Origin of the sequence: Aeromonas sp. ASNIH2, from assembly GCF_002934795.1 — a bacterium.
GTDB classification, from domain to species: Bacteria; Pseudomonadota; Gammaproteobacteria; order Enterobacterales; family Aeromonadaceae; genus Aeromonas; species Aeromonas caviae.
Map to the genome: position 1 here is coordinate 3,684,364 of NZ_CP026406.1, position 21,790 is coordinate 3,706,153.

The following is a 21,790-nucleotide window of genomic DNA, read 5'->3' on the forward strand; positions in this document are numbered from 1 at the left end:
TCCACCGTTTCTGTGTGGCGGGCGGTGGATTGGTTGTGGGGATCAGGCGGCAGCGCTGATGGGCTCTGCTCCGGCAAGCAGCAGGGTGAGCTTGCTGACATCGCGGATCCGGCATTCACCGCGCCAGTTTGGGGCGAAGATGAGGAGCATGGAGCCCTTGGGGTTGCCCTTCATCTCCTCGCCGGTGGCCTTGTTGATGAAGCTCACCCGGCCGTTGCGCCATTTGCCATTGGCATCGTGGTAGCCAGTGATGTGCCGCACCTCGCTGGCACGCATACCGGGATACCATTCGGTGCTGGTGTCCTGGGGGACCAGCATGACGGTGCCGATGCCGTGCCCCTGCTGCTCGATGGCCTTTTCTACCCACGGCCCTATATCGGAGTAGGGTGGGTTGAGCCATGCCCACGGCGAGCGCACTGACGGGCTGATAAAGTCGCCCCAATCTACGCTCAGGGCGTCGATATCCGGTGTCAGGTACTTCTCGCAGAGCGCCGTCTCCGGCAGGGCGGCGGCATCGAGGGCGAAGTTGAGCTCCCGATCCAGCGCCCGGAACAGCCAGAGCGGGGTCTGGGTCATGTCGCGGGTGGCTTCTGGAGTGGTAGAGCCGCGGTAGTCGCTCATGCTACCTCCCCTCCTGCTGCATTTACCTCAAGGAGCTCTCGGCCAAGTTTGGTGATGGTTGCCTTGGCGCGACCGTGCCGAATCCGAGCCTTCTTGCGCTGTTGGATCAGGGAGTGGGCCTTTCGGCAGTGCCCACAAATCCCGCTGCTCGCGATCTCGTCTAGGTATTCGGCAGCCTCCTCGATGGTTAGCCGGCGCTCTGACTGGTGGCCGCCATAGTGATCCTCGGTGGTGGTCGCCGTGTAGGCTTCGATCAGATGCGGGCGTTTCGGGTAGTCGGCCTCCTGCGGGCACTGTCCCAGCTCAAAAGCGATCTCGTCGGTGAGCCTTTCGACTTCCTGTCGCGTCTCGCCATACCGGAGGATTGCCTGCATGGCTCGGTTCTCGATCTTCGGTTTCATGCTGCCTCCTGGTGTTGCTCTTCCTGTTTGCTGGCGACGAACTGCTCCTCCCACAGCTTCACCTTGAGCTCGCAGGCGTAGACGATCTGGCCGACCAGCTTCTCGCCGATCCCCTTCACCTTGTCCAGCTTGTTCCCCTGGTGGCTCATCACCTTGTAGAGGGTGTCGATCCCGGCCTCCTCCAGCGGCTTGATGGTGCGCGGCGGCAGGCCGCATTCATGGATGCTGACCGTCTTGGCCCATTCGGTGCGGGGTTGCAGGTGGGGGTGACTCTGCTCCAGTGCCTCCTGCATGAAGGCGAAGATGTCCTGAGTCATGTCGTCCGGGGCCCCGGCACCATAGGGCGTCGGGTAGATGGGGTTCATCCACTGGCTCAGCATGACCGAGCAGCCGGAGCCGTCGGATTTCATGGCGTGCAGCTTCCAGTTGAGGTCGTTGATGAGGTAGGGGAGGTTGGATTTCAGGCCGTGATCCACCAGATAGACATTCCAGAGCGTGCCATCCTCGCCCTTGTAGGTGTTGGCGAGGTGCTTGTGCCAGACCAGCTTGGCAGCACGGCTGCTCTCCAGCTCCATGATGACGGTGTGGCGGCGCTCCAGCTCACGGTCCTGCTCGTTGATAGCTCCCAGCAGCTCCTTGATGCGGCGCTCGAGCTTCAGCACCTGATCGCGGTAACCCGCCTCGTTGCTCTTGTGCTTGGCGATGGCCGTGCGCTGCTCCTCCAGCAGCTCGTTCTTCTCCTTGATGCGGCGTTTCATGCCTGCCGGATCCATGGCGTTGAGGTCGGCCAGTTGGCGCTCGAGCTGGCGGGCGCTGTATTGCAGGGCGCTGTATTTGGTCTGGACGTCGTTCAGGGCGCGCTGGGCCTTGTAGAGTTCTTCGGCCTTGGCTTCCAACTCGGCGGCGCCTTCTTGTCGTGCGACAGCGATGCGCTGCTCGGCTTCGGCAACCTGCTGGCGCAGCTCGCTGACCAGGGCCGCCTGGGTGAGCAGCTCGCCATCCCGGGCTTCCAGTTCGCCGATCAGGGTGTTGAACTCGTCGATGTGGGCGTTGGCGGCCTCGCTGATCATGGCAAGGTTGGCGGTGAGCAGGGTTTCGAAGCCGCCGATGGCGGCCTTGGCCGGGCCGTCAGGCATCAGCAGGATGTTGCGGATCTGGCTGGTGAGGGTGTTCAGGGCGAGACTGGTCGCCTCGCTGGGGTTCAGCGTGGTCATGGTTGGTCCTCTGGGAGTGCAAAAGCCCCGTTGGCGGCGGGGCTGGTGATCAGTAGTTGATGGTCAAGTGGTCGATCTTATTGCCGGCGATGTGCTTGATGAGCGTGATGGCTTTCGCCTCTTCAATGCCCAGGCCCATGAGGTCCATCAAGATGGATTGGTTGATGGTACGGCGGTGCTCTACGTCTGCGGCGCGAGCTGCGTCTGCCTCTACTTTCAGGCGCCGTTCTTCGGCTATGCGCTGGCGCTCCTGCTCAGCGGCTTGTGCGGCTACAGCTTCGGCATGAAGCGCCGCATTGCGCTCAGCCTCCTGCCGGCGCAGTTCTGCCTGCTCTGCTTCGGCAATGCGGCGGGCTTCTGCCTGCTGGCGGGCCAGTTCGGAGGCTTCGGCATCGCGCCGAGCTTGCTCTTCACGCTCGCGGGCGGCCAGGGCTTGGCGCTGGGCCTCCAGCTCACGGTGCTGGGCCGCTTCACGCTCCAGGCGCTGGCGATTCTCTTCCTCCCGGCGAGCTTGCTCCGCCGCCTGCTCGGCTATCAGGCGCTCGCGGTCGATGCGATCCTGTTCTGCCTGCTTTTGGCGCAGCTGCTCCAGCTCGGCCTGCTCTGCTTCGTACTTCTGGCGGGCTGCCAGGGCCTCGCCGAGGCGCTTGGTTGCCAGCTCCTTGGCGACGGTCGCCTGGGGCAGCAGCTCTTGCCAGGAGTCGTCCATGGCGTTCTGCTCGACCTCCTGCAGCATGACCTGCAGGTCGGCGGCGGCGATCTCGATACTGGCAGAGGATCCCAGTTCATTGAGGCGGGCTAGTCGGGATTGCAGTGCTGCCACCCGGGCCTCCTCTGCCGCTTCGTACTGGGTGAGCGGGGCGCGCACCTCGTCTTTCAAGGTGTCCAGGGTGTCGCGCAGGGTTTTGCGGTTGGCGTCGATGCGCTTGGGGATCTCCTTGTACTGGTCGGTCAGCTCTTTGCCGAGCCCGTCCAGGTAGGTCTTGGTGCGGGCGACTGCGTGGGCGATGCTGGCGATCTCTTTGCGCCCCTTGGGGGTGGTAATGTCGGGCACCAGGCTGGTTGCCTTCTGGCGGATGTCGGCCAGCAGTTCAGCCACGCCCTGGCCCTCGGTGAACAGGGCGACGGCGGTGGTGGGTTCGATGACAACCAGCTGGGCTTGGGTGTTGTCTGCTTTGGTCTTTTCGACAGTGGCTTGTTCGGTCATGACGGGTCCTTGGGATTGAAAAGGCCCGCAGTGTGCGGGCCTTGTGGGTTATTGCTGGGCGCTGAGCTGTTTCTTGCGCTCGCCGGCGATCTGCTTGATACCGGCAATGATGTTCTGGTCGCCGGTTTCGTTGGCCCAGGTCCAGGCGGTGGTGTAGGCCTGCTGCCACTCTGCGGTATCACAGGCCCCCTCGATGGCGGCACAGTGGTCGGCGTAGGCATTGGCGTGGTCCGCCTGGGCGGGTTCGGCCATCTGCTCGTGCTCCAGGGTGACCGGTTCGGTGATCTGGCCGCGGATGGCATCCAGGGCGCGACTCTTTGCGGGTACCCCCTGTTGCGGTTGGTTGCCTGGGATCTCGTTGATGATGATCTCCTTGCCCTCCATCTCCTCGGCGGTGGGCTCGCTACCGATCTCCGGCCAGGCCTTGCGCAGCGCCTGCGCCTCGGTGCACTTGGCGAGCTGGGCATAGGGCCGCTTGCGCCACATGGCGTTGGGGCACTCGGTCTTGCCGCTCTGGGTGGCGTAGTTCTCCTTCCAGCGTTCCAGGGCGTGGAAGGCAACGCGCTGGCCGTTGACCATCTTGTAGACGGTGTACTTGCACCACTGGGGGTAGGTGACCTTGATCTTGGCGCTCTGGTTGTAGGGGTCTTGGAACTCTTCGGTGACATCCGGCCCGAACACGGGTTCATCGGCCCCCGCGTAGTTGCCGGAGCGATCGGCCTGGATCCGGTACATGCCGATCCCGGGCATCGGCACATCCCGCCAGACCTTCTCCTTGCTGCGGGCATCGGTTACCTGCATGGGGACGAGGTGGACTGGCTTGAGCAGAATATCCAGGCCGCGCGCCTTGCAGTAGTCGATAGCCATGACCACCGAATCGGGGTTGGCTCCCGGGTAGATGGTGTTGCACAGGGCGTTCCAGGTCGGCTCGTCGATGCCTCGCTGGACGAGAATGGGGAACTGGGCGGCGAAGTTATCGGCCGCCTGCTGCTTGATACTGGTGATGTTGCTCATGCTGCTTTCCTTGTCGCCCAGGCTGGGCGCTGGAGGGGTTTGAAGTCGTGCCAGTCGTTGTTGACCCGGCAGTCGTGGAAGCGATGGAGGTCGCGGCGGAACAAGTCCCTGCCAGCATCCTTCCAGTCATCCGTCAGGGGGCGCACCCGCACCGGGTAGCGGCCACAGTTCACACTGGTGCTGACCGCCAGAAAGACGAATTCCGGCTCCTCGCCCATCACCCGGTGGAAGCCTTCTGAGTACATGGCGTCCTGCACGTGGTAGCGGAAGTCCTCGACATGGCGCTCGAAGCGCCCCATATCGTCTACCGACTTCACGTCGATCATGATGGGGTGATTGCTCAGGTGGCGGTCGGGGCGGATCCGGCACAGCTCCTGGGTCTGGGGGTCAATCCAGTAGAAGGAGGCCTCGCTGTGTCCTTCCTGCTCCAGCAGCCAGCGGGCGTCCGGGTGGGCCATCACGCTGTCGCGCATTAGGTAGAGCTTGCGTCCCTCCTCGGCATCCATCACCGTCTTGCCCAGCTCTGCGCAGCTGGCCAGGAACTCGGCCTCTTCTGCCTTGCCGGCATTGGTGCGGCGGTTGAACGGTGGGGCGATGATGAAGCGGTCTTTGAACTCGTCGGGCTCCAGCAGCAGGCAGTGGATGGCGCTGCCCATGTCGAAGGCCTTGAGCTTCTCCTCATCTACCGGGGCATTCTTGGCCCAGATATAGGTGGCCGGACTCTCGGCTATCTGGTCGAGCTGGCTTTTGCTGACCCCGGGGCCAGCGTGGTACTCCTCGTTGGAGAGGCCGAACACCCGGCCCAGCGGGTGCGCGGCGGAGGTGTCGGCGATGGCATTCATGCTGCGCTCCTGTGCTGGTACTGCTCCCATTGCTCCTCGCTCATGGCGTCGTGCAGGGCGGCGAGGTGACTGCGCCAGGCGGCCTGGGCCAGGGCGGCCAGGGCGGCGTCCATCAACTGCTTGGTGAGCTGCATCAGCGGGGCAGGATCGCCCTCGGTCATCAGCAGGAACATCGCCTGGTTGAGCTGCAGGCCCTGGTCGTGGTTCACCTCGGCCAGCAGGGTGGACAGGTCGGTATCGAGTTCCCCGGCCAGTAGCAGGGGACGGTTGGCCGCGATCCACTCGGCGACCCACTCGGCCTTGGCGTTGGCCTCGGCCTCGCGGCTCTCCAGCAGGGCGAGCAGGGCGGTTTCGTTGGTCATGGCTACATCTCCATTTCCAGTTGCAGGGTGCGCCGTTCGTGATACTCCTCGATGGCGCGGCGGGTGGCGGCTTTGGTCTTGGCCATCCGCTTTTGCTCGGCGGATGGGGCGGCGTCTACGTGGTACTTGCGGCGGGTGGGTGGCACCATCGCGCCGCGAAATCCCATCAGCTGGGCTTCGGTCAGTGGTTTCATGGTCTGGGTCCTGTGGTGGTGAAAACAAAAACCCCAGCGCGAGGGCTGGGGTTGTGGTGGCAGTAGAAAACAAAAAGCCCAGCGATTTGCTGGGCTTTGGACTTGCGCGATTGGGTCAGGCTCGCTGTTGGTGCGGAGGTTTGTCGTGGTCGGTGGTTGCTCTGGCACTGGTGACGGCATTTCGCAACAGTGCCTTCTTCTCTGCATCGACAAAGCGGGTCAGCACCTGCCGGATCAAGGGTTGGTAGCCAAGGCCATTCAATTCCGAGATCATCTTGAGATCTTCAATCAGCGCTTTCTGCAGCCTGATAGAGATCATCTGCAGGCCGAGTGATTCGTTGATAACCAGCTCGTCATTGCTGTTATCTACAGCTACGAACTGTTCATCTCTACCAAGCTCACCACTCTCCCACGCTTCATCAGAGGCTGTGATTTTCTTGGTTTCAGTTGTCATATGGGTTCCTCAGGGTGACGGCGTTCTTCCTATCTGGCCATACTTTTCATAGATGTATATTTCATCTGGGTTGGGTTCAAAGGCCGATCTTATTGTGATCGTGCCATTAGTTGCTTGAATAAACGCGACTTTCAAGCGGCGACCATAATCGGTCTGAGCAATAAACCATTTTGTTGGCGGGTCTGATTGGTGTTTTTCCCGCTGGTCAAGTAAGAACTTGCCTTCGCGGTTGGCAAAGCACTGTTCAATCTCGGGCTGGGTCACACCGTGTTTAACTTTAAGTTTCTGGCGAACGCTTGGTGAGATGTGGAGCATTGGGCACCTCAGATATACGGTGTATATACACTGTATTTACGTTGGTCATGGATGTCAACTTAGATCGCCTGCAACCCCCTGATGCAAGGGGCTCCAGGCTGGCCACTGTTGCCAGTGGCCAGCGTTCACGTTCACGCGCTGCTTTCCGGTTTGAACGGGGTATCGGCGCATCCCTACCGGCATCGGGATTCGTGGTTGTGAGCCGGTTCCAGGTTGTTAAAGAGCAGGCCCAGCCGAATTTGGCGTGAGCGAAGGCAAAGCATCCTTGCGGTGCTTGAGAAAGAGGCTTTGGCTACGGCGCTATGAGGGAAGCGCCAGACCCGGGTCAGATGGCTTTGCGGTGAAACTGTATGCGCCAGTGGAGGAGGGCGCTGTGCTTGGTGATGCCGGCGGTGCGCTTCTGGGCTGCACGGGCGGCGACGATGTGGTGCTGCTCGGTGGCCATCATGGCCAGGTGCAGGCGCTGCTTGATGGCTCGGCGGCGGGCAGCGTTGCCGTTCAGGCGGTCAGCGATGGCAGTTACAATCTGGTCGGCGCTTTTCGCGGCTCTGGAAATAGTGACTTTCATCATGTTATCCTTGCGTCTGTTGGCGAGTTGGTCCTCGCTAATTCCCAGTTGATTCGTCATGCTGGGTCCTGATTGCTGGGGTTGGTCCCTCGGCTTTCACTGACCGGGTGGTACCCGGTCCTTCGAAGCCCGCCTTGTGCGGGCTTTGTCGTTCTTACGCGCTGGTCAGGCGCCTCACTTCTGCCCTGGTCAGGGGCCGGGTCCTGTTGCTGGGTGGTACTGAATTCTTTAAGGTATCTGGCGATGGTCAGATTTATGGCCAGCATCTCCAGTACACAGCCAGCGCAGATCTACTTGTAACGCCTCAGCAATACTGATCAGGCTGCTTATCCTGGGGTCGCAGGTGTCGCCGTGGATGATGGCACTCAGCGTTGGCTTGGATAACCCGGTCGCTCGCGCTAAGTCAGCAGCACTCATCCCCAACACTTTCAGCTGTCTCCCGATGCGTCGCCCCAGCGGATTTGCGGGTGCCTCTTGCTCGCTCAACCATTCATCGCCAGTCTTGCCGATGTAAAGCCAAACCGGATCTAGCTGCAGGGCGGAGGCGATAGCAAAGAGTGAGGCGGCTCTAGGGTCTCGCTCTGAGTTGTTAATGATCTCGCTCATCGCAGCCTTACTCACACCTGACAATCTGCACAGTTCCGCAGGTCTGAGCCCAAGTTCACTCAGCCTTTCCTTGATTCGTTGGCCCAGCATTTTCATGTTCATGTCCTTTGGGTTTCTTTACGATTTGCAACACGCGCCGCCACCTTTGGAATGAGTTCATTATTGCCTTCAGGCAATAACAGGTCAATATGGTGACTAGAATAAATTTAATTTTTTTTGGGGGGTGATAAAAAGCCCGCCAAGTGGCGGGCTGTTGGATTGTATGTAGGAAGCGGGGTTACGAAGGGAGGCGGATCTCGATAACTTTGCCTATGGGGAGCAACTGTTTATCAGTGAGAGAACCTGCGCGAGGGTCATCCACGCCATAGCACCAGCCTGACAACCCCTTGATAGCGCGTAGAAACATAAACTTGTCGTCCACCTTGGCCAGCATGATCTTGTTGTGCTCTGGCTTGTCATCATTGAGATCAACCAAGCACAAGGCTCCGTGGGTAATGCCTGCATCAGCCAACTGATCATTGTCAGCTACCACGGCTATCAGGTGGCCGTCTCTCTCTGTAGCCAGCTTGCGCCCTGTATCTGCGTGGGGCCAAGCGTCTATAACTGGATCGGCCTGCAACCCAGGAATGGTCCACACCGGCACCATGCCTGGGCCAGCTTCGATATCGCGGATCAGGTTGGCGGCCGAGCGCCCCAGAAACAACCAGACGGGATCAACCTTCAATTGTTTAGCGATGCTCATCAAGCTGCTGGCTCGAATCTCTCGGCCAGGCTCTGAAAGAAGCCGACTGAGAGCTGCCGGTGAAATCCCTGTTTTGCGGCTCAATTCGGCAGCGCTTACATGAAGCTCTTTCATTCTAGCTTCAAGGCGTTGCGAGAAATTCATAGTCCTTTCACCTAGTTAACTTTTGTTGTTTGAAGTTTATCAAGAAGGGATTTGCCTGAGCGCTACGAATGGCTTGCAATAGTTGCCTGCAAGCAAGATAATTGGTGGGTGATATATAACACCCACACGAGGACCAACTATGCGTATCGATGATGTAGCCAAGTTCTTTGGCAATGCGGCCAAGGCGTGTAACGCCATCGGCACGAGCCAATCCAATTTCACCAAGTGGAAGAAGCTGAACAATGGCATTGTTCCGGCCCAGCATGCCGTCAGCTTTGTTATCGCCAGCAATGGCGAGCTGCGACTGGGGCTGGAGGATTACTCCCTCAGCAAGACCCAAGACCAAGCCGCCTAACCAGCCACTCAACCATCCACAGGACCCAAGACCATGACCAATCTGATTAGCAAGGCCTTTGAAGGGCACAACATTCGCATCATCACCGACCAGCAGGGCGAGCCCTGGTTCGTGGCGGCCGATATCGCCAAGGTACTGGATTATCTCGAAGCCAAAGACATGACCAGGCTGCTCGATGACGATGAAAAGGGTCGGCAGATTGTGCCGACCCTTGGCGGCAAACAGGAAATGAATACCATCAACGAGTCCGGCCTCTACTCGGCCATCCTGCGCAGCCGCAAGCCGGAGGCCAAGCTGTTCAAGCGCTGGGTTACCTTCGAGGTATTGCCCAGCATCCGCAAGCACGGCGGCTACCTTGCCGGCCAAGAGAGTGATTCCCCAGAACTGATCATGGCCAAGGCCCTGATGGTGGCGCAGTCGGTTATCGACCGTAAGAGTCAGGAGCTGGCTGCCGCCCAGCAGACCATTGCGGCCAATGCCCATAAGAGCGAGTTTTTCGACAACTACGCCTACAGCGGTGGCGCCCTCAGCTTTCGCGCCGTCGCCAAGCTGCTCAAGGCCAATGAGAACGCGTTTCGCGCCTTCCTGTTCAGCAGGGGGTACATGTATCGCCTGGGTGGCGTGCTGACCGCTTACGCCCAGCATATCGATGCGGGCCGCTTTGAGGTCAAGACTGGGACCGCCGAGCACAACCAGCACGCCTTTGTTGCGACCAAGTTCACCACCAAGGGGGTGCAGTGGATCGCGGGTGAGTGGGGTAAGTACCAAGCCGAGAGAGAGCTGGCTTGTCAGGTTCCTGCATTGCAGGAGACCCCCTATACCTATGCGCAGCATTGAGACCCAATCTCCTGAAAAGTCAGGCGATTAAAAAACCACCAGAGGACCAACCCCATGGGAAGAGTAACGCTCCCCGATCATGAAAATATGAGCACCCGCTCCCCGCTGCGAGTGCGTGGCACCCCAGCTCAGCGCCAGGTATGGCAGGAAGTCGGAGCCGAGTGTGGCATGACTGAAACCGCATTTGCGCGCGCTTCATTGCTGATCCTGCTCAAGGCCATATCTCAGCATGAGCCCGGCATCTTGGCGAGGGCCGTCAAACGGGCCAATCGGAGCCTGCTCGAGCAGGGTTTTCCGCCCGTGACCGTCGAGGAGATCCTGGAGGGCTCCGGCCTGCCCGAGCGCGGCCTGCTCCAGTTCAGCCAAGAAGACGAGGCCGTCTACAACGAGGAGCGCCCGCTGCGCCCCCTGCAAAAACTCATCAACTTTGTCCTTGGGAGGTAACCCATGACCATGCAACACCGTCCGCCGCGCCCGGCATCCCAGCACGTCAGCGATCGCGACAACATCATCCTGAAGTCGGTCATGCACGAGCTGGCCCTGGCCCTCGATGAGCCGCTGATTTCGACTGCGCATGCCGCCGGTACCGACCGGCAGGCCCTGCGCCTGGCCCGCGAGCTTGAGGCTCGCACCCTTGAACGCGCCGATAACCAGCCTAGCGCCTAACTTCCCTGGCCCGCCTCACCACCAGGCTTACTGAATCAGGACCTGACCAATGACCAATCCGACCATGGCCCATGGGGCCGACCTATTGCGCCATTCCTCACAGCTCAAGCAGGGGGTGGAGGCATGAGCAACGTCTACAGCAAAACCAAAAGAGCCAAGATCTTCTCCATTTTTGGAGGGAACTGTGCGTATTGCGGCGACCAGATCATGATAGAGACATTTCACGTAGAGCATGTGGTACCCAAGTCGAGTGGCGGCACGAATGAATATTTTAATCTGAAGCCATCCTGTGAAGGGTGTAACCGCACAAAACGGACATGGTCTATCGAAGATTTCAGGATCCGCCTTGCAGTCAAGCAAGCGACCAACGGGATCAGCTTTAACGCTGCACAGATCGAATTGCTGAAAGCTACGGGATGCCTTGACTTGCTGGGGGTCAATCAAAACCTGCAGTTCTATTTTGAGACAATGAAGAAAGTTGAGGGACAAGAATGAACATCAACTTTCTTGACCGCCCAATTGCGTTCCATCGCCCGTTTGTGACCATCACCGGTTCAGTCACTGCAGCTCTGTTTCTGTCCCAGGCAATCTATTGGGCAAAGCGCTGTAAAGCACATGAAGATGGTTGCTTCTGGTTCTACAAGACACAGGCTGACTGGGAAGAAGAGACCGGTTTAACCCGCTATGAGCAGGAAGGTGCGCGCAAGGCTTTACGCAATTTAGGGGTTCTTAAAGAAAAGCGGATTGGGTTACCGGCGAAGCTATATTTTTGCATCGATTTGGCCGCACTTGAAGCCGCCTTGAACACCACTGATTTCTTGCAACCTAGTATGCGGAAATCCAGCAAACAGGCTAGTGGAAAACCAGCGGACACTGCTGCTGGAAACCAGCAATCTATTACAGAGATTACTACAGAGATTACTACAGAGATTACTGATCCCCCTGTATCCCCCGTTGGGGGAACTCCCGATGCGCTCCACACCGAAAGTCCAAGACCCGACAAACCGAACACTGACCGTTCGGAAATCGGCAAACGTGGAACCAGACTCCCTGACGACTGGGCACTGCCCGACGCCTGGCTGCAATGGGCCATCCAAGAGACCCACATGCCGGATACCGCCCTTCGGCGTGAGGCTGAAACATTCGCTGACTACTGGCAATCATTGCCGGGCGCCAAAGCCGTGAAGCTGGACTGGGAGAAAACCTGGCGGAACTGGATCCGTCGCGCAGCTACCTCGTTCGCGAATGCCCCTCGCCAGCAGCGTACCAAACCAGAACCCCCCATGCCGCGCGCATTCGGCGAGGAGCTGCCTGCCAGCAAACCTGCCCGCACGACTGACCATTCAGACTATCGACCCAGGCCGTTCGGGGAGTGATGACCATGACCACCATGCCAAACCTGCGTGAATCGCACATGAGCGAGCGACTGTACAGCCATGACGCCGAGGCGTCGGTGATCGGCTGCCTGCTGCTCGACCAGAGCCTGATGGCCGAATGCCTGCTGGAGCAGGGTAATTTCAACTCCCAGCCGCATCAGCGGATCTTCGCTGCCTGCCAGGCGATGTTCTTGCGCAAGGCGCCGATCGACCTGTTGACCCTGCAAGACGAGCTGGGGCGGCGGGAGCAGCTCGATCTGGTGGGCGGGCTGGCCTACCTGGTGGAGATCGCCAAGAACACGCCGAGCGCGGCCAACTTCACGACTTACCAAACCATCGTGCTGGAGCGTTACCGGCTGCGCACGACCTACCTGATGCTGCGTGAGGCGCTGCCACGGTTGGAGCGCGGTGAGAATGTTTCCGATGAGCTGGCCGCCTCCCTGCTGCGCATTGCCCAGCCCAGCGGCAAGTACGAGCACGGCCCGGAGGACATCGCCAGAGCCGCCGTCGATGCGATTGAGCTGTACCAGACCGGACAGGCGCAAGGGGTGACCTACGGCATTCCTGCGCTCGATGAGACCACCAACGGGGCGCACAACTCCGATCTGGTGATCATCGCCGCCAGACCCGCTATGGGCAAAACGGCGCTGCTGTTGAACATGATCCTGGGGGCGCTGGCGTCACCCCATGGCTACTCGCTGGGGTTTGTCTCTGCTGAAATGCCGGTCGCGCAGATCGGCACCCGCATTTGCTGCATGGATGGCCGGGTCAGTAGCCACAAGATGCGTGCCGGTACGCTGGACGACGAGGACTGGTCGCGGCTGACGGTGGCCACTGGCCGGTTGGTCGGTTCCAAGTTGCGGGTGTTCGACAAGTCCGGGGTGAGCATTACCGAGATCGAGCGCATTGCGCGCCGCTGGAAGCATGAGCACGGGTTGTCGGCGCTATACGTGGATTACCTGCAACGGATCAAGGGGGTCAACCCCAATGCGGAGCGCTGGCAGCAGGTGGGTGACAACGTGATGCGGCTCAAGGAGCTGGCCCGTGAGTTGGAGATCCCGGTGATTTGCCTCGCGCAGGTCAATCGGGCGTGCGAGGAGCGGGGCAATAAGCGTCCCGGTATGGGCGACATTGCCAACTCGTCAGAGGTCGAGAAGGAGGCCGATCAGATCATGACGATCTACCGCGACGACGTTTACAACGAGAACAGCACTGAGCGTGGCATTGCCGAGATCAACTACGTGAAGAACCGCCACGGCCCGACCGGGGTGGTGCGTACCCGCTGGGAAGCGCCGTTTATGCGGTTTTGCAGCCTGAAGGAGGATTACTGATGGACATTATCGCTGTGCCTGCCAGCCAGGTATTGAAGGAATGGCATGCTGAGCTGTGCGTCAGGGCCACCCTGACCGAACCGGAGTTAGCGGCGCGCAAGCGCGATCAACGCCGTGCCAGAGAGCGGGAGATCTCCCAGGCGATTGGGCGACCGTATCGCATCGAGGAGGATTGCTGAAATGTTCAATCCTGACGTGAGTGCCGCGGTCGTGGCCGCGAAATTCTGCCGGGTGGTGATCTATCCGCCCGTGCGGGGCTGGGTGTGGGAGCGGGTGCAGCTCGAGGTGGCCGACGAGATCGACGCGCTGGGACACACCGACCAGCACCATGGCGCAGGGCATTGGTTGGTGCAAAGCACGACGCCGGAGCGAGTGGCGGAGGAAGCCGCACGGCTGAGAGCCGCGCCAGTGCTGGTGTTGCGGTGTGATGCTTCGTTTGGGGCTGTGGATAACTTTGAAGGGGAGGGCCTTGCCAACCAGTGACACAAGGGGTACCGCGCCGTACCATTGCCAGTGCCGGACCTAGACCACCCGGCTGTTTAACCAAAGGACCTAGACCATGACCAAGCCGCATACCCGAGATCTATCCATCGCGACCCAGTTGGGCCGCGTGATTGCCGTCATGAGCGACGGCAAGGCCCGTACCCTGCGCGACATCGAGCGCGAGTGCTGGAGCCGCTACGGCCACGCCGACACCCAGGCCGCCATCAGCGCCCGCCTGCGCGAAGTCTGCTGCTACGGCTGGGTGAAGCATTCCAGCAATCAGGTCATCGACGGCAAGCAGGTGTGGCATTACCACCTGACCCCGTTCCCCACCACCGAGGCCGTAGCGGCTAAGGCGGTGGCAGCATGAGAATCACCCACGCTATCGCAGCCGTTCTGGCCGCCACTGCTGTCCAATCGCCCTGGTTCAACCCGCTTGATTTCAAGCCTGGCCATGGCTTCTGCATCCCCAACCCGCGCAATGACCGGGCCGCACAGCGTCAGCGTGCCGCCTCCAAGCGCCGCAACAAAGCCAAGCGGGGGTGAGGATGGAACTTACCCTTCTGAAAATGTCCGGCGGGGTACTTGCCCCGTCCACTCCGGCCGATGCCGAAGCCATCAAGCTGATGCCGATCGGTACCACCATCCTGGCCAAGGGCAAGGGGCGCCGCAACCTGGCGTTTCATCGCCGCTTCTTCGCCCTGCTCAACCTGACTTTCGATTACTGGGAGCCAACTGGCGGCATGGTATCGCCAGCCGAGCAGGGGATCCTGTCCCGGTTCGTTCGCTACCTCGCCCAGTTCGGCGCTGGCAACGTGCTGAACAAGGCCAAGGATGAGTTTATCGACCAGCTGGCCAGCAGCCGTATCGAGCGCCACGGCCCCCAGGCTGAGAAGTCGTTTGAGGTGATGCGCAAGTGGCTCACCGTCGAGGCCGGTTATTACACCTTGGTGATGCTGCCGGATGGCGGCATGCGCAAGGAGGCCAAGAGCGTCAGCTTTGCCAAGATGGATCAGACTGAGTTCTCCGACTTGTACCGGGCTGTGTTCGGGGTCTGCTGGCGCTATGTGCTGAGCAAGCAGTTTGCCACCGAGGAGGAGGCTGAGAACGCCTGCGCCCAGCTGATGGGGTTTGCCGGATGAGATTCGAGACCAGCCCAATCCGCTCCAGCGACCTGCGCGATGGCGCTCGCGGCCAGCTCTGCAAGATCCAGCTTGTCGGGGTCTGCATCGGTGGCACCGAAACCACGGTGCTGGCTCACCTGCCAAGCGCCCCGCATGGAATGGCCCTCAAGGGGGATGATTTGGTGGCAGTTGAGGCGTGCTGTGCTTGCCATGACGCCATTGATGGCCGTATCGCCTACGACTGGCAGCCAGGGGAGCGTGAAGAGGTCACCTATAGCGCCCTGACCCGTCAGCTGCACAGCTGGGTGGTGCGTGGGCTTGTCAGTGTGAAGGGGGCGGCATGAGCGATAAGGCTGTCAGCCTCGCAGAGGTGTGCAAGGAGAGCGGCATCAACGTCGTCTCCATCCTGGAGCAGGTACTAGAGAGCGCCAAGCGCGGCGAGGTCATCAACTGCCTGATCGTGACGGTCAACAGCGATTATTCCTGCTCCCGAGCCTGGGCGAACGGCTACCAGCCTTTCACCTTGCTGGGTCAGCTGGAGAACGCCAAGGCCGGATTCATGACGGCGCACCTCGAATGATCCATCTATCCGCCGTGGAGGCAGGCCGCCTACTCGGCAAGCACCAGAAGGTCAAGCAAGTGGTGGCGAAGGCCAAGAAGGCGCAGCAGGTGGGCGACCTGCACCAGCGCGTGCTGGCCCAACTGGTCGGCTTCCCTGACCCGACCACCGAACTGATGTTCCACCCCAAGCGTAAGTGGCGCCTCGACTTCGCCTGGCCCACCCACATGATCGCCGTCGAGATCCACGGCGGGATCCACTCCGGCGGTCGGCACACCCGGGGGAGGGGGTTCGTAGAGGACCGGGCCAAGATGAACGAGGCCACCTTGCTGGGGTGGACCGTCATCGAAGCCACCCCAGAACACATCAAGTCCGGCCAGCTGCGTGCCTGGCTGCTCTCCGCTTTCAACCAGACCAAATACCAGAGGACCAACCCATGAGCATCGAGCTTCTTATCAAACTGCACGCCCCCAAGGCGGTATCCATCGAGGCGGAGTCGCAGCGGGCTGGCCGCTCTGCGGAGGCGGTGGGCCGTGAGGAGGTGCTGGCCGCCCTGGCTCATGCCGATCGCCTGCACCCGGTCGGGGTGATGGTGCTGCGTGCTCGCCACCTGGGTGATGGTGTCGCCCTGCGCCAACTGGTCGGCAGCTACCCACCCAGCGCGGTGATGAGCGCCGCGGAGCTGCGCAGCGACCCCGAGCGACTGCTGCGGCTCTACAAGCGCCACCACCCCTATGGGCGCCGCGAAGCGAAGCGGGCCCGGGAGCTGGAGTTACTAGGGGATCATGACAACGCGGCGCGGGTGCGGGCGCTCATCGTCTCCCGCTGTGAGCGCGATACCCAGGGTGGGCACTGCCCGGCCTGCTCCGGTACCGGTGAGCTCACCAAGCCGAAGCCGCACGCCTGCCCGCACTGCCACGCCGGATACATCTCGGCCCCGGCTCTGGCCACGGATGCAGAGCGCAACGCGGCCCAAGAGCTGCAGTATTGCTACAGCGATGCGGTGAGGGCGTTTCACCAGTACCTGGACAAGGCCAAGGCGGCGTGAGGGGGCAAGCCATCTATTTGTCTTGTGCGGACTTGTTCTTGGCCCAGATCTCCTGAATGTGAGCTATCAGTTCTTGCAGATCCTCGGCGGGTATATCTGTCTGAAGGGGGTATTTTTTTAGCCTGGCCCAACGTGGGGGCGCGCTCGACACAGGCGCATCGGTTTGCTCTGGGGTGGGGGAGCCAAGGTAGCCTGCGGCTTCCATGGCATTACGCAAGTGATGCACGATCTCTGCATTGATGGATCTCTGATTGTCCTTGGCTGATGCCTCAATCATTTCTTTTAGATCTTGCGGCATGCGAACGTTGAACTGGGGATCTTTTCTTGCCATCTACAAACTACCATCAAAATACCTATTGACGACTATAGTCGCACGGTACTACGCTATCAATGGTAGTACGGTACTATCAAACCCATGAGGGACATAGAGTGAGTAAGCAGATACCCCCCACTTCAATAAGGTTGCCTGATGATCTCAAGCGCTGGCTTGGGCATAGGGCAGTTGATAATGGGATTAGCCTAACCAAGGAGGTAATCACCATTCTCTATAGGGAGATGGAGCGGGAGAGCGAAAGTGATGAGCGCACAGTGGCATGATGCCAGAAAGAATTCGGCCTCAGCTGTTCGAGCAGCTAAGGCCGAGGGATGTAAGCCCCACGACCAAGTAAGGATTACGGTATGACTATACAACAACAGTATCAGCAAACCAAAGTTTTGGCAGGGCCGCTGAATGGTAGCAATGCCATAACCATGACCAGCCTGGATTTTCTGAACAACTTTATCAATCCGGCTCGTATCGCAGCTGGTGAGTCCAAGGTTGAGCACGGAAAATTCCTCGCTCGCGTGTTGGATGAGTTGGACGGCGAGGGGGTCGAAAAGTTTTCGATACCCCATCCGCAGAATAAACAGCCAACCGATGTGGCAAATCTCAACATGGATCATCTAACCCTAGTCGGCATGCGTGAATCCAAGGCCGTGCGCCGCTCGGTGCTCGCCAAGCTCAAGGCGCTTGATGAGCAGGTGCGCGCCCCACAAGTAGACCCCATGGTTGCTCTTAACGATCCAGCCACCATGCGTGGGTTGCTGTTGAGCTACAGCGAGAAGGTGATCAACCTGGAGCACAAGGTTGAGGAGATGCAGACCGATGTTGATGCGCTGGAGCGTATCGCCAAGGCCGATGGCAGCATGTGCATCACCGATGCCGCGAAACACTTGCAGGTGCAGCCAAAATACCTGTTCCAGCTGCTGTCATCCAAGCAGTGGATCTACAAGCGGGCAGGCGGGAAAAGCTGGGTGTCTTATCAGGACAAGCTCCAGTCGGGGGTGTTGGAACACAAGGTGACTATCGTTACCCGTCCAGATGGCAGTGAAAAGGTGACAGAACAGGTGCTGGTGACAGCCAAAGGGATCGCCAAACTTGCCAAGATGATCGGCGTGAGCGGGGTGGCAGCATGAGTGCTCAGGAAAAACTGACCGCCCTGCTGGCATCGATAGCGGACCGGTTGGAGACCATGGATATCCAACTGAGCGACCGTTGCATCCTCGAAAGAGAGTTGGGGGAGGCCAAGGCGCTCGCCACCAACCGTCAATAACCCGACGCTCGCCAAAATCTGCGATTGCTTGCTATTTGCGGTCGCGTGGCACAAAATCTCCCCATCATAGCCGGACTCTTATTGAGCCCGGCTTTTTCATTTCTGGCCCGCCACTGTGCGGGCTTTGTCGTTTCTGGGGTGGGGGATAGGTCATGGCACCTGATAGCGAGCATCTGCGCGATGCCGGGGGTTGGTTGATGAGATTGGCCGGGCCAGGCGGCGGGTTTGCGTGGATGTTCATTCTCGCGATCTGGGGCGGCACGGTGAGTTACCTCTCTCGGCTGAAGCAAAACCGGGAGCTGGCGTTCAGCTTCGCGGAGTGGATAGGGGAGATGGCCATCAGCGGCTTCGCCGGGTTGCTCATGGCTTACGTCGCCATGGAGCTGCAGGCCAGCTGGTATGTCGCAGCTGTGTCAGCCGGCATTGGTGGTCACATGGGGGGGAGGGCGCTGTTTCTCATGGAGCTGGCACTGCGCCGCCGTCTGGGGATGGGGGAGCCGAAATGAGCATTCGCCTGCAAGTCATTGACGAGGTGATCCAGCGGGAGGGAGGTGACAAGTTCACCGACCGTGCGGAGGATCGCGGCGGCCCGACTCGCTGGGGGGTGACCCAGGCCACTGCCCGCCAGTTCGGCTACACCGGCCACATGCGCGACTACCCCAAGAGCGAGGCGATCAAGGTCTACACCTCCTACTGGAACCAGCTGCGCCTTTCCACCATCGAGGTGTTCGATGCGGACCTGGCCACCTACCTGTTCGACTACGGGGTCAACTCCGGCCCCGGGCGCGCCGCCACCGATCTGCAGAGACTGCTGAATGTGCTGAACGATCGACAAAAACTCTATCCAGATATGAAAGTAGACGGGGCCATCGGGCCCCGTTCTCTTTCTGCGCTGGAGAGCTACGTCAAGGCGCGTGGTGCCGGTGGCAAGCGCCTGCTGGCCGAGGCGGTGAACTCCCTTCGAATTGCCCACTGCATCACTCTGGCGGAGCGTCAGGAGTCGCAGGAGGCCAATGCCTACGGCTGGCTGAGCCGGATTTGCAACCTGTGAGGTAGACATGGAGAACATCGTTGATATCGCCGTCCACTGGATCCTGGTCCTGATGGCGGTTGTCGGGGCGGCGTCGATGATTGTGCAGGGCTTGGCCCAGCTCGCAGCGATCACCCCCTCCACCCGGGATGACGAGATCATCGGCAAGGTGCAGGGCTTCCTGACCAGCCTGGTCAAGATCCTGGACAAGGTGGCGCTGAACCTGCCGGCCGACAAGGCCAGGCGATTGTGAGCGCCTTTCTCAAGCTGCTGGGGCTGTTCGCTGACGAGCTGTCACGACTGCTCCGGCTGCAGCGGGCCAGAGAGATACAGGAGAAACACGATGCGAATCACGCCGACCCCCAGGGGCGCTTTGCTGATCGCTTTGGCGCTGCTTCTGACGGGGTGCGCGACGAGCAGCGCAAACCCTAACTGCCCGCCGCCAGCCCCGCATCTGGAATGGAGCCCCGCCGATGATGGCGGGGTTTCTCTTTCTGGTGAGTCCACGGCTCGCCTGCTCGATTACATCGACGCACTGGAGCGCTGTACCAGATAGCCATGACCGACAAGAACGACAAGAAGCCCGCCCCGAAGCGTGGGCCGCGGCGAACTGAAAAGGTGGTGGCGGACGCGCTCAATCCGGAACGCGCTCACCGCAAGTCCACAACCAAGCCACGCACCACTAAGGTGGCCCAACCCGCCAAGCGCCACGGGGTCTACGCCAAGTTTTTCCCCGACGAGGTGATTGAGGATGCGGTGAGGGCCAACCTTGCCGACGAGCTGATCGCCATGCGCTGCGGGTTTCGTAACGGGGTGCTGACCCTGGGCCGCATCGCCAAGGACTTGGAGCTGCCGCCCGAAGAGTTGGAGCTCGAGCAGCGGATGGACCTCTACAAGCTCTACAACTCAACCACGCGCGCCATGGACAACGTGCTCGGGCGCATCGTGCAGCTTGAGAAAACCATTGTCGAGATCCCCTTCATCGTCGAAAGCACCAAGCACAAGACGGTGCAGGCAGAGAAGGACAAGGCGCTGACCGACAAGGCGCGGGCCGAATACGAGATCCTGCGCAAGGGGCGGAACACTGGCGTACAGGTGATGTGGAACCTGGGCTTTATGAATCAAGGGGGTGGTGATGGAGGTTAGGACCATCACCTATTCACCGAGCCCGACATTCGAGGCCATCCACCGGGATCGGCCGATGATCGCCGCCGTACGCGGTCCGGTGGGCTCTGGCAAATCGGTGGGTTGCGTGATGTTCATGCTGGATGTGGCAATCGCCCAGGAGCCCAACGCCGACGGCGTGCGCAAGACCCGCTGGGTCTGCATCCGCAATACCTACGGGGAACTGAAAGCCACAGTTATCAAGACCTTTCAGGACTGGATCCCGGAGGAGGTGTGCCCCATCAAGTGGGATGCGCCCATCGTCGGGCAGATGCGGATCCCGCACCCGGACGGGCGGACCGTCATTGATGCGGAGTTCTTCTTTCTGTCGATGGACAGGCCCAAGGATATTCGCAAGATGCTGTCCCTTGAGATGACCGGGGTGTGGATCAACGAGGCCCAGTTTCTCGATCTGAACATCGTGAACGAGGCCGCATCCCGGGCGGTACAGGCGCGCTATCCCTCCGGCAAGGACGGCGGTCCCACCTGGTGCGGGCTTATCATGGATACCAACAGCCCGGATGAAGACCACTGGTGGCACGAATTTGAGTTCGGCCAGGATGACGATGGCAACCCCCTCAAGCCGGTCGGCTGGAGCTTCTACGAGCAGCCGGGCGCCCTGGTCGAAGTGTCACCAGGGGCGCCGATGTCACCTGACCTGCAGGCGCTTATCGATGCCGGCTACTTCCGCGACTACCAAGGGCGCCGGTTCGTGGCCAACCCCAAGGCTGAGAACGTGAAGAATAACAAGAAGGGGTTCGATGCCTGGTTCGATCAGCTCGGCGGCAAGACGCTCAACTGGGTGAGATCGCGCATCTGCAACCGCTTCGCCACGGTCGCCACCGGCAAGCCGGTCTTCATCGACCACTTCAACCGGGATCTGCATGTTGCCAAGGATAAGCTGGGGCCCATCAAGTCGCTGCCCATCGTCATCGGAATGGACTTCGGCCTGACACCGTCCGCCATCATCGGCCAGGTCACCGCCTTCGGGCAGCTTCGCATTCTGGATGAGGTGGTGGCCACCGGTATGGGGATCGAGCGCTTCATTGATGAGCAACTTGCCCCACTGCTCAATGCCAGATACCCGGGGATGACGACGATCGTCAATGGCGTCGTGATCTGGGGGGACCCTGCCGGGGTGGGCCGCAGTCAGGCCGATGAGACCACCTGTTATGAGGTGCTCGAGCGCAAAGGGTTCCAGGCCGAGCCAGCCCACACCAACAACCTGATGGCGCGCCTTGAGGGTGTGCGGTGGTGGCTGTCGCGGCTGGTTGGCAAGGGGCAGCCAGCGTTCATTATCAGCCCGCACTGCCGGGTGCTCATCAAGGCGTTCGAGACCGGTTACCAGTACAAACAGCTCAACGTGGCAGGGGCGACCAAGTTCACCGAGCAACCCGACAAGAACCAGTATTCCCACCCATCTGACGCCTGCCAGTACCTGTGCCTCGGCGCCATGCCGGAGCGGGACCGCAAGCAGACCATCAACAGCAACGCTACCAGGGCGGCCCAGCGCGCCGCTGACTCTGTAACAGGATACTGAC

General features: G+C 60.4%; 38 protein-coding genes. 24 read left to right on the forward strand and 14 right to left on the reverse strand.

Going from position 1 to position 21,790, the window contains the following annotated elements:
* Window positions 1-42: 42 nt before the first annotated feature.
* The 13 genes from C3F36_RS17700 to C3F36_RS17760 all read right to left on the reverse strand — a co-directional run bounded on the left by C3F36_RS17700 (window position 43) and on the right by C3F36_RS17760 (window position 8,684).
* A complete protein-coding gene (locus C3F36_RS17700) occupies window positions 43-621 on the reverse strand; it encodes a phage N-6-adenine-methyltransferase (RefSeq protein ID WP_104455558.1) in 579 nt (192 codons plus the stop codon).
* Complete coding sequence (locus C3F36_RS17705) at window positions 618-1,022, reverse strand: hypothetical protein (protein WP_104455559.1); 405 nt, start codon at window positions 1,020-1,022, stop codon at window positions 618-620. The genes C3F36_RS17700 and C3F36_RS17705 overlap by 4 nt, the downstream gene beginning before the upstream one ends.
* Window positions 1,019-2,236 carry a hypothetical protein gene (locus tag C3F36_RS17710; RefSeq protein WP_104455560.1) on the reverse strand — a complete coding sequence of 406 codons (1,218 nt, stop codon included), beginning with the start codon at window positions 2,234-2,236 and terminating at the stop codon, window positions 1,019-1,021. Before C3F36_RS17710 ends, C3F36_RS17705 begins: the two co-directional genes overlap by 4 nt.
* Window positions 2,237-2,285: 49 nt before the next feature.
* Window positions 2,286-3,443, reverse strand: a complete 1,158-nt coding sequence (locus C3F36_RS17715; RefSeq protein ID WP_104455561.1) for a hypothetical protein — start codon at window positions 3,441-3,443, stop codon at window positions 2,286-2,288.
* Between the two features lie 48 nt (window positions 3,444-3,491).
* Entirely contained in the window at window positions 3,492-4,457 is a 966-nt protein-coding gene (bet, locus tag C3F36_RS17720) for a phage recombination protein Bet (protein WP_104455562.1), read from the reverse strand.
* Window positions 4,454-5,299, reverse strand: a complete 846-nt coding sequence (locus C3F36_RS17725; RefSeq protein ID WP_104455563.1) for a PD-(D/E)XK nuclease-like domain-containing protein — start codon at window positions 5,297-5,299, stop codon at window positions 4,454-4,456. Before C3F36_RS17725 ends, bet begins: the two co-directional genes overlap by 4 nt.
* The gene (locus C3F36_RS17730) at window positions 5,296-5,661 is read right to left on the reverse strand and encodes a hypothetical protein (RefSeq protein WP_104455564.1); all 366 of its coding nucleotides are present in this window, start codon (window positions 5,659-5,661) and stop codon (window positions 5,296-5,298) included. The genes C3F36_RS17725 and C3F36_RS17730 overlap by 4 nt, the downstream gene beginning before the upstream one ends.
* 2 nt (window positions 5,662-5,663) lie before the next feature.
* On the reverse strand, window positions 5,664-5,855 hold the full coding sequence (locus C3F36_RS17735; protein ID WP_104455565.1) for a PA3496 family putative envelope integrity protein: 192 nt from the start codon (window positions 5,853-5,855) through the stop codon (window positions 5,664-5,666).
* Window positions 5,856-5,970: 115 nt separating this feature from the next.
* Entirely contained in the window at window positions 5,971-6,309 is a 339-nt protein-coding gene (locus tag C3F36_RS17740) for a hypothetical protein (RefSeq protein ID WP_199769611.1), read from the reverse strand.
* Between the two features lie 9 nt (window positions 6,310-6,318).
* Window positions 6,319-6,624, reverse strand: a complete 306-nt coding sequence (locus C3F36_RS17745; protein WP_104455566.1) for an ADP-ribosyl-(dinitrogen reductase) hydrolase — start codon at window positions 6,622-6,624, stop codon at window positions 6,319-6,321.
* Between the two features lie 325 nt (window positions 6,625-6,949).
* Window positions 6,950-7,252 (reverse strand): hypothetical protein, encoded by a 303-nt coding sequence (locus C3F36_RS17750; RefSeq protein ID WP_233759666.1) that lies wholly within the window; start codon window positions 7,250-7,252, stop codon window positions 6,950-6,952.
* Window positions 7,253-7,420: 168 nt separating this feature from the next.
* Window positions 7,421-7,894 carry a helix-turn-helix domain-containing protein gene (locus tag C3F36_RS17755; protein ID WP_158656140.1) on the reverse strand — a complete coding sequence of 158 codons (474 nt, stop codon included), beginning with the start codon at window positions 7,892-7,894 and terminating at the stop codon, window positions 7,421-7,423.
* Between the two features lie 181 nt (window positions 7,895-8,075).
* On the reverse strand, window positions 8,076-8,684 hold the full coding sequence (locus C3F36_RS17760; protein WP_104455569.1) for a helix-turn-helix domain-containing protein: 609 nt from the start codon (window positions 8,682-8,684) through the stop codon (window positions 8,076-8,078).
* A 139-nt stretch (window positions 8,685-8,823) separates the two neighbouring features.
* On the opposite strand from C3F36_RS17760, the gene C3F36_RS17765 reads away from it, so the two are divergent.
* From C3F36_RS17765 to C3F36_RS17840, 16 genes are all read left to right on the forward strand, one after another.
* A complete protein-coding gene (locus C3F36_RS17765) occupies window positions 8,824-9,039 on the forward strand; it encodes a hypothetical protein (protein WP_104455570.1) in 216 nt (71 codons plus the stop codon).
* A gap of 33 nt (window positions 9,040-9,072) precedes the next feature.
* The gene (locus C3F36_RS23365) at window positions 9,073-9,876 is read left to right on the forward strand and encodes a BRO family protein (protein WP_158656142.1); all 804 of its coding nucleotides are present in this window, start codon (window positions 9,073-9,075) and stop codon (window positions 9,874-9,876) included.
* Window positions 9,877-10,044: 168 nt separating this feature from the next.
* Window positions 10,045-10,320: a hypothetical protein gene (locus tag C3F36_RS17775; RefSeq protein ID WP_233759667.1), complete on the forward strand. Its 276-nt coding sequence runs from the start codon at window positions 10,045-10,047 to the stop codon at window positions 10,318-10,320.
* Window positions 10,321-10,323: 3 nt separating this feature from the next.
* Window positions 10,324-10,542, forward strand: a complete 219-nt coding sequence (locus C3F36_RS17780) for a hypothetical protein (protein WP_104455572.1) — start codon at window positions 10,324-10,326, stop codon at window positions 10,540-10,542.
* 123 nt (window positions 10,543-10,665) lie between these two features.
* Window positions 10,666-11,037 carry an HNH endonuclease gene (locus C3F36_RS17785; protein WP_104455573.1) on the forward strand — a complete coding sequence of 124 codons (372 nt, stop codon included), beginning with the start codon at window positions 10,666-10,668 and terminating at the stop codon, window positions 11,035-11,037.
* Entirely contained in the window at window positions 11,034-11,918 is an 885-nt protein-coding gene (locus C3F36_RS23620; protein WP_199769612.1) for a hypothetical protein, read from the forward strand. Before C3F36_RS17785 ends, C3F36_RS23620 begins: the two co-directional genes overlap by 4 nt.
* Before the next feature lie 5 nt (window positions 11,919-11,923).
* Window positions 11,924-13,249, forward strand: coding sequence for a replicative DNA helicase (locus tag C3F36_RS17795; RefSeq protein ID WP_158656144.1), 1,326 nt, complete (start codon window positions 11,924-11,926; stop codon window positions 13,247-13,249).
* Entirely contained in the window at window positions 13,249-13,428 is a 180-nt protein-coding gene (locus C3F36_RS17800) for a hypothetical protein (RefSeq protein WP_104455575.1), read from the forward strand. The genes C3F36_RS17795 and C3F36_RS17800 overlap by 1 nt, the downstream gene beginning before the upstream one ends.
* A gap of 1 nt (window position 13,429) precedes the next feature.
* Entirely contained in the window at window positions 13,430-13,732 is a 303-nt protein-coding gene (locus C3F36_RS17805; RefSeq protein ID WP_104455576.1) for a hypothetical protein, read from the forward strand.
* A gap of 76 nt (window positions 13,733-13,808) precedes the next feature.
* Window positions 13,809-14,102: a hypothetical protein gene (locus C3F36_RS17810; protein ID WP_104455577.1), complete on the forward strand. Its 294-nt coding sequence runs from the start codon at window positions 13,809-13,811 to the stop codon at window positions 14,100-14,102.
* On the forward strand, window positions 14,099-14,278 hold the full coding sequence (locus C3F36_RS17815; RefSeq protein WP_104455578.1) for a hypothetical protein: 180 nt from the start codon (window positions 14,099-14,101) through the stop codon (window positions 14,276-14,278). The genes C3F36_RS17810 and C3F36_RS17815 overlap by 4 nt, the downstream gene beginning before the upstream one ends.
* A gap of 2 nt (window positions 14,279-14,280) precedes the next feature.
* A complete protein-coding gene (locus C3F36_RS17820; protein WP_104455579.1) occupies window positions 14,281-14,874 on the forward strand; it encodes a DUF1367 family protein in 594 nt (197 codons plus the stop codon).
* Complete coding sequence (locus tag C3F36_RS17825) at window positions 14,871-15,200, forward strand: nuclease domain-containing protein (protein WP_104455580.1); 330 nt, start codon at window positions 14,871-14,873, stop codon at window positions 15,198-15,200. Before C3F36_RS17820 ends, C3F36_RS17825 begins: the two co-directional genes overlap by 4 nt.
* On the forward strand, window positions 15,197-15,436 hold the full coding sequence (locus C3F36_RS17830) for a hypothetical protein (protein ID WP_104455581.1): 240 nt from the start codon (window positions 15,197-15,199) through the stop codon (window positions 15,434-15,436). Before C3F36_RS17825 ends, C3F36_RS17830 begins: the two co-directional genes overlap by 4 nt.
* Window positions 15,433-15,855 carry a hypothetical protein gene (locus C3F36_RS17835; protein WP_104455582.1) on the forward strand — a complete coding sequence of 141 codons (423 nt, stop codon included), beginning with the start codon at window positions 15,433-15,435 and terminating at the stop codon, window positions 15,853-15,855. Before C3F36_RS17830 ends, C3F36_RS17835 begins: the two co-directional genes overlap by 4 nt.
* Window positions 15,852-16,463 (forward strand): hypothetical protein, encoded by a 612-nt coding sequence (locus C3F36_RS17840; protein WP_104455583.1) that lies wholly within the window; start codon window positions 15,852-15,854, stop codon window positions 16,461-16,463. The genes C3F36_RS17835 and C3F36_RS17840 overlap by 4 nt, the downstream gene beginning before the upstream one ends.
* Window positions 16,464-16,476: 13 nt before the next feature.
* Here the strand turns inward: C3F36_RS17840 and C3F36_RS17845 are convergent, their stop codons facing one another.
* Complete coding sequence (locus C3F36_RS17845; protein WP_104455584.1) at window positions 16,477-16,794, reverse strand: Arc family DNA-binding protein; 318 nt, start codon at window positions 16,792-16,794, stop codon at window positions 16,477-16,479.
* A 347-nt stretch (window positions 16,795-17,141) separates the two neighbouring features.
* Here C3F36_RS17845 and C3F36_RS17850 point away from each other — a divergent pair, with 347 nt between their 5' ends.
* From C3F36_RS17850 to C3F36_RS17880, 8 genes are all read left to right on the forward strand, one after another.
* The gene (locus tag C3F36_RS17850) at window positions 17,142-17,918 is read left to right on the forward strand and encodes a phage antirepressor KilAC domain-containing protein (RefSeq protein WP_199769613.1); all 777 of its coding nucleotides are present in this window, start codon (window positions 17,142-17,144) and stop codon (window positions 17,916-17,918) included.
* The gene (locus C3F36_RS23370) at window positions 17,915-18,055 is read left to right on the forward strand and encodes a hypothetical protein (protein ID WP_158656145.1); all 141 of its coding nucleotides are present in this window, start codon (window positions 17,915-17,917) and stop codon (window positions 18,053-18,055) included. The genes C3F36_RS17850 and C3F36_RS23370 overlap by 4 nt, the downstream gene beginning before the upstream one ends.
* A gap of 233 nt (window positions 18,056-18,288) precedes the next feature.
* Complete coding sequence (locus tag C3F36_RS17855) at window positions 18,289-18,561, forward strand: phage holin family protein (protein WP_158656146.1); 273 nt, start codon at window positions 18,289-18,291, stop codon at window positions 18,559-18,561.
* On the forward strand, window positions 18,558-19,106 hold the full coding sequence (locus C3F36_RS17860) for a glycoside hydrolase family 108 protein (RefSeq protein ID WP_104455586.1): 549 nt from the start codon (window positions 18,558-18,560) through the stop codon (window positions 19,104-19,106). The genes C3F36_RS17855 and C3F36_RS17860 overlap by 4 nt, the downstream gene beginning before the upstream one ends.
* Window positions 19,107-19,113: 7 nt before the next feature.
* Window positions 19,114-19,338, forward strand: a complete 225-nt coding sequence (locus C3F36_RS17865; RefSeq protein WP_104455587.1) for a hypothetical protein — start codon at window positions 19,114-19,116, stop codon at window positions 19,336-19,338.
* On the forward strand, window positions 19,335-19,517 hold the full coding sequence (locus tag C3F36_RS17870; RefSeq protein ID WP_104455588.1) for a hypothetical protein: 183 nt from the start codon (window positions 19,335-19,337) through the stop codon (window positions 19,515-19,517). The genes C3F36_RS17865 and C3F36_RS17870 overlap by 4 nt, the downstream gene beginning before the upstream one ends.
* A gap of 126 nt (window positions 19,518-19,643) precedes the next feature.
* Window positions 19,644-20,231 (forward strand): hypothetical protein, encoded by a 588-nt coding sequence (locus C3F36_RS17875; protein ID WP_104455589.1) that lies wholly within the window; start codon window positions 19,644-19,646, stop codon window positions 20,229-20,231.
* Window positions 20,221-21,789, forward strand: coding sequence for a TerL (locus tag C3F36_RS17880; protein WP_104455590.1), 1,569 nt, complete (start codon window positions 20,221-20,223; stop codon window positions 21,787-21,789). Before C3F36_RS17875 ends, C3F36_RS17880 begins: the two co-directional genes overlap by 11 nt.
* Window position 21,790 lies beyond the last annotated feature (1 nt).

Coding starts and splice junctions, on each gene's coding strand:
- C3F36_RS17810 (WP_104455577.1), top strand. CDS start 13,809: ATGACCAAGCCGCATACCCGAGATCTATCCATCGCGACCCAGTTGGGC.
- C3F36_RS17750 (WP_233759666.1), bottom strand. CDS start 7,252: ATGACGAATCAACTGGGAATTAGCGAGGACCAACTCGCCAACAGACGC.
- C3F36_RS17780 (WP_104455572.1), top strand. CDS start 10,324: ATGACCATGCAACACCGTCCGCCGCGCCCGGCATCCCAGCACGTCAGC.
- C3F36_RS17760 (WP_104455569.1), bottom strand. CDS start 8,684: ATGAATTTCTCGCAACGCCTTGAAGCTAGAATGAAAGAGCTTCATGTA.
- C3F36_RS17840 (WP_104455583.1), top strand. CDS start 15,852: ATGAGCATCGAGCTTCTTATCAAACTGCACGCCCCCAAGGCGGTATCC.
- C3F36_RS17765 (WP_104455570.1), top strand. CDS start 8,824: ATGCGTATCGATGATGTAGCCAAGTTCTTTGGCAATGCGGCCAAGGCG.
- C3F36_RS17860 (WP_104455586.1), top strand. CDS start 18,558: ATGAGCATTCGCCTGCAAGTCATTGACGAGGTGATCCAGCGGGAGGGA.
- C3F36_RS17830 (WP_104455581.1), top strand. CDS start 15,197: ATGAGCGATAAGGCTGTCAGCCTCGCAGAGGTGTGCAAGGAGAGCGGC.
- C3F36_RS17710 (WP_104455560.1), bottom strand. CDS start 2,236: ATGACCACGCTGAACCCCAGCGAGGCGACCAGTCTCGCCCTGAACACC.
- C3F36_RS23620 (WP_199769612.1), top strand. CDS start 11,034: ATGAACATCAACTTTCTTGACCGCCCAATTGCGTTCCATCGCCCGTTT.
- C3F36_RS17820 (WP_104455579.1), top strand. CDS start 14,281: ATGGAACTTACCCTTCTGAAAATGTCCGGCGGGGTACTTGCCCCGTCC.
- C3F36_RS17800 (WP_104455575.1), top strand. CDS start 13,249: ATGGACATTATCGCTGTGCCTGCCAGCCAGGTATTGAAGGAATGGCAT.
- C3F36_RS17865 (WP_104455587.1), top strand. CDS start 19,114: ATGGAGAACATCGTTGATATCGCCGTCCACTGGATCCTGGTCCTGATG.
- C3F36_RS17725 (WP_104455563.1), bottom strand. CDS start 5,299: ATGAATGCCATCGCCGACACCTCCGCCGCGCACCCGCTGGGCCGGGTG.
- C3F36_RS17835 (WP_104455582.1), top strand. CDS start 15,433: ATGATCCATCTATCCGCCGTGGAGGCAGGCCGCCTACTCGGCAAGCAC.
- C3F36_RS17815 (WP_104455578.1), top strand. CDS start 14,099: ATGAGAATCACCCACGCTATCGCAGCCGTTCTGGCCGCCACTGCTGTC.
- C3F36_RS17795 (WP_158656144.1), top strand. CDS start 11,924: ATGACCACCATGCCAAACCTGCGTGAATCGCACATGAGCGAGCGACTG.
- bet (WP_104455562.1), bottom strand. CDS start 4,457: ATGAGCAACATCACCAGTATCAAGCAGCAGGCGGCCGATAACTTCGCC.
- C3F36_RS17805 (WP_104455576.1), top strand. CDS start 13,430: ATGTTCAATCCTGACGTGAGTGCCGCGGTCGTGGCCGCGAAATTCTGC.
- C3F36_RS23370 (WP_158656145.1), top strand. CDS start 17,915: ATGAGTGCTCAGGAAAAACTGACCGCCCTGCTGGCATCGATAGCGGAC.
- C3F36_RS17735 (WP_104455565.1), bottom strand. CDS start 5,855: ATGAAACCACTGACCGAAGCCCAGCTGATGGGATTTCGCGGCGCGATG.
- C3F36_RS17880 (WP_104455590.1), top strand. CDS start 20,221: ATGGAGGTTAGGACCATCACCTATTCACCGAGCCCGACATTCGAGGCC.
- C3F36_RS17715 (WP_104455561.1), bottom strand. CDS start 3,443: ATGACCGAACAAGCCACTGTCGAAAAGACCAAAGCAGACAACACCCAA.
- C3F36_RS17700 (WP_104455558.1), bottom strand. CDS start 621: ATGAGCGACTACCGCGGCTCTACCACTCCAGAAGCCACCCGCGACATG.
- C3F36_RS17875 (WP_104455589.1), top strand. CDS start 19,644: ATGACCGACAAGAACGACAAGAAGCCCGCCCCGAAGCGTGGGCCGCGG.
- C3F36_RS17850 (WP_199769613.1), top strand. CDS start 17,142: ATGACTATACAACAACAGTATCAGCAAACCAAAGTTTTGGCAGGGCCG.
- C3F36_RS17745 (WP_104455566.1), bottom strand. CDS start 6,624: ATGCTCCACATCTCACCAAGCGTTCGCCAGAAACTTAAAGTTAAACAC.
- C3F36_RS17775 (WP_233759667.1), top strand. CDS start 10,045: ATGACTGAAACCGCATTTGCGCGCGCTTCATTGCTGATCCTGCTCAAG.
- C3F36_RS17785 (WP_104455573.1), top strand. CDS start 10,666: ATGAGCAACGTCTACAGCAAAACCAAAAGAGCCAAGATCTTCTCCATT.
- C3F36_RS23365 (WP_158656142.1), top strand. CDS start 9,073: ATGACCAATCTGATTAGCAAGGCCTTTGAAGGGCACAACATTCGCATC.
- C3F36_RS17855 (WP_158656146.1), top strand. CDS start 18,289: ATGTTCATTCTCGCGATCTGGGGCGGCACGGTGAGTTACCTCTCTCGG.
- C3F36_RS17755 (WP_158656140.1), bottom strand. CDS start 7,894: ATGAAAATGCTGGGCCAACGAATCAAGGAAAGGCTGAGTGAACTTGGG.
- C3F36_RS17845 (WP_104455584.1), bottom strand. CDS start 16,794: ATGGCAAGAAAAGATCCCCAGTTCAACGTTCGCATGCCGCAAGATCTA.
- C3F36_RS17705 (WP_104455559.1), bottom strand. CDS start 1,022: ATGAAACCGAAGATCGAGAACCGAGCCATGCAGGCAATCCTCCGGTAT.
- C3F36_RS17730 (WP_104455564.1), bottom strand. CDS start 5,661: ATGACCAACGAAACCGCCCTGCTCGCCCTGCTGGAGAGCCGCGAGGCC.
- C3F36_RS17825 (WP_104455580.1), top strand. CDS start 14,871: ATGAGATTCGAGACCAGCCCAATCCGCTCCAGCGACCTGCGCGATGGC.
- C3F36_RS17740 (WP_199769611.1), bottom strand. CDS start 6,309: ATGACAACTGAAACCAAGAAAATCACAGCCTCTGATGAAGCGTGGGAG.